Source organism: Caulobacter sp. 17J65-9 (assembly GCF_010975005.1).
Lineage (GTDB): Bacteria > Pseudomonadota > Alphaproteobacteria > Caulobacterales > Caulobacteraceae > 17J80-11.
Map to the genome: position 1 here is coordinate 1 of NZ_JAAIVC010000278.1, position 2,128 is coordinate 2,128.

General features: G+C 70.3%; 2 protein-coding genes, 2 tRNA genes and 1 pseudogene. 2 read left to right on the forward strand and 3 right to left on the reverse strand.

The annotated features are described in order from the left end of the window. From G3573_RS21220 to G3573_RS21230, 3 genes are all read right to left on the reverse strand, one after another. Positions 1–205 (reverse strand): GTP-binding protein (locus G3573_RS21220; protein ID WP_240454665.1); only part of this gene is annotated, 205 nt, incomplete at its 3' end. A gap of 45 nt (positions 206–250) precedes the next feature. Beyond that, positions 251–324, reverse strand: a tRNA-Gly gene (locus G3573_RS21225). A 78-nt stretch (positions 325–402) separates the two neighbouring features. Then, positions 403–486: transfer RNA gene (locus G3573_RS21230), tRNA-Tyr, on the reverse strand. Positions 487–635: 149 nt separating this feature from the next. Between G3573_RS21230 and rlmB the strand changes: the two genes are divergently transcribed. Together rlmB and G3573_RS21240 are read left to right on the forward strand one after the other, a co-directional pair. Further along, positions 636–1,469 carry a 23S rRNA (guanosine(2251)-2'-O)-methyltransferase RlmB gene (gene rlmB / locus G3573_RS21235; RefSeq protein ID WP_163263627.1) on the forward strand — a complete coding sequence of 278 codons (834 nt, stop codon included), beginning with the start codon at positions 636–638 and terminating at the stop codon, positions 1,467–1,469. 117 nt (positions 1,470–1,586) lie between these two features. After that, positions 1,587–2,128: pseudogene (locus G3573_RS21240) on the forward strand (hypothetical protein); the annotation flags it as partial.

The following is a 2,128-nucleotide window of genomic DNA, read 5'->3' on the forward strand; positions in this document are numbered from 1 at the left end:
CGACGTGCGCGGTGTTGATCGTGATGCCGCGGGCCTTTTCTTCCGGCGCCGCATCGATCTCGTCGTACTTCTTAGCCGTCGCGCCGCCGGACTTCGCCAGCGTCATCGTGATCGCAGCCGTCAGCGTGGTCTTGCCGTGGTCGACGTGACCGATCGTGCCGATGTTGCAGTGCGGCTTGTTACGTTCGAACTTTTCCTTGGCCATCAGGTCACCTTCGCGGCGTCGGCTAGAGTTGGGAATTCAAAGAGTTGGAGCGGGTAGCGGGAATCGAACCCGCATCCTCAGCTTGGAAGGCTGCTGCACTACCATTGTGCTATACCCGCGATGCGGTGGCGGCGGTTCGCGCCGTCTCCTTCCTGCTGAGCCGGGGCCCATCGCCTGCCAGCCTCGAAACTCGCGCGTGGTGGGGGAAGCAGGACTCGAACCTGCGAAGCTTACGCAGCGGATTTACAGTCCGCCCCCTTTGCCGCTCGGGACATTCCCCCAAGCGCGAGTTCCGGAGCTTCGGTCGTCCGCAAGCCTTCGAAACGAAAACTCACGAACAAAAAGCCTCTGACGTCCTCGCCGGCCTGATATAGGAGCGCCGGTTCAGTCGCCGGAGGCCCGAAGGCCCCAAATCGGAGCGCGTCTTATAGTGGCCTCTTTCCGTGAACGCAACGACCGCAAGGCCCGATCTGAACAGGTCGGAAAAAGCGGCGGCGATCGCCAAAAAAACCAACGTCCTCAACGCTCTAGCCAAGGCCGGGTGGATCCGGAGGGCTGGTTGTGGGGCTGGCACGCTGTAGAAGCCGCGCTGGCGAACCCCGCTCGCGAGGGTCCGATGCGCCTCCTGGCGACCCCGGAAAAGGCCCGCGAGCTGGAATCGCGAATCCCCCGCGAGCGGCGCGACCTGCGCGTCGAGCCGGTCGACGCCCACGAGCTGTCGCGCATGCTGCCCCAGGGCGCCGTGCACCAGGGCGTCGCGCTCCGCGCCGCGCCGCTGGAGGGCGTCAGCCTGCATGAGCTGGCCGAGAGCCGCTCGGGCGTGATCGTCATGCTGGACCAGGTCACCGACCCGCAGAACGTCGGCGCCATCTTCCGCTCGGCCCTGGCCTTCGGGGCCAAGGGGATGATCCTGCAGGACCGCCACGCGCCGGTGCTGTCCGGCGCGCTGGCCAAGGCCGCCACCGGCGCGACCGAGCGCCTGCCCTGCGCGCGGGTGACCAACCTGTCGCGCGCGCTGGAGACCCTGGCCGATCTCGGCTGGCGGGCCGTGGGCCTGGACGGCTCGGCCGAGCTGACCCTGGCCGAGGCGCTGGACGGCGGCCCCACCGTGCTGGTGATGGGCTCGGAGGGCGAAGGCATCCGCCGGCTGGTGGCCGAGCACTGCGACGTGCTGGCCAAGATCCCCATGCCGGGCGGCTTCGAGAGCCTGAACGTCTCCAACGCCGCGGCCGTGGCCCTGTACGAAGCCTCCCGGCCGCGCTGACTTTTCCCTCCGGGTTTTCCCGGAGGCGCCCTCGCCCGTGACGCGAAAAGAACATTGATCTTTGAGCGTCGCGGGCGTTCTACTTAGGGGAGTCGCGGGGGCGACGGAGGCTGTGCCATGTCCCTGCGTGCGCTTTTCCTCGCCGGCATGCTGACCCTGCCCGCCCTGACGGCGTGCTCGCGCGTCGCCGACCAGACCGCCCTGCCCTACGCCACGGCTGAAGCCGAACCCGCCGAGACGCCCGATCTGGCCGGCGGACCGGACTCCGTGGGCGACGCCGCCCAGCGCGCCGCCATGGACGCCGCCGTCGACGCCGCCCTAACCGACGCCGCCCTGTCCGGCGCCGGGCCGGCGCCCGCCCCGCCCACGGTGCTGATCATTTCCAACACGCCGATCCCGAACCCGGGCGATCCGGTGCGCCCGGCCGGCGTGCTGCGCATCGCCATGGCCCCCGTGCCGAACCCCGAGGCCGCCCCGCGAGGCGCCCCCGCCCTGCTCGGCGCGCCCGAAGGCGATCCGGCCCCGGCCATGGAGCTGGCCGGCGCGCCTGAAAAGCCCAAGCACGTCGGCGCCATGGTCGAGGCCGCCGCCAGGCCCGCGCCCAAGCCCTCCGCCAAACCGGCCGCCGCGCCGGCCCGCCGCGTCCACGCCACCCTGGC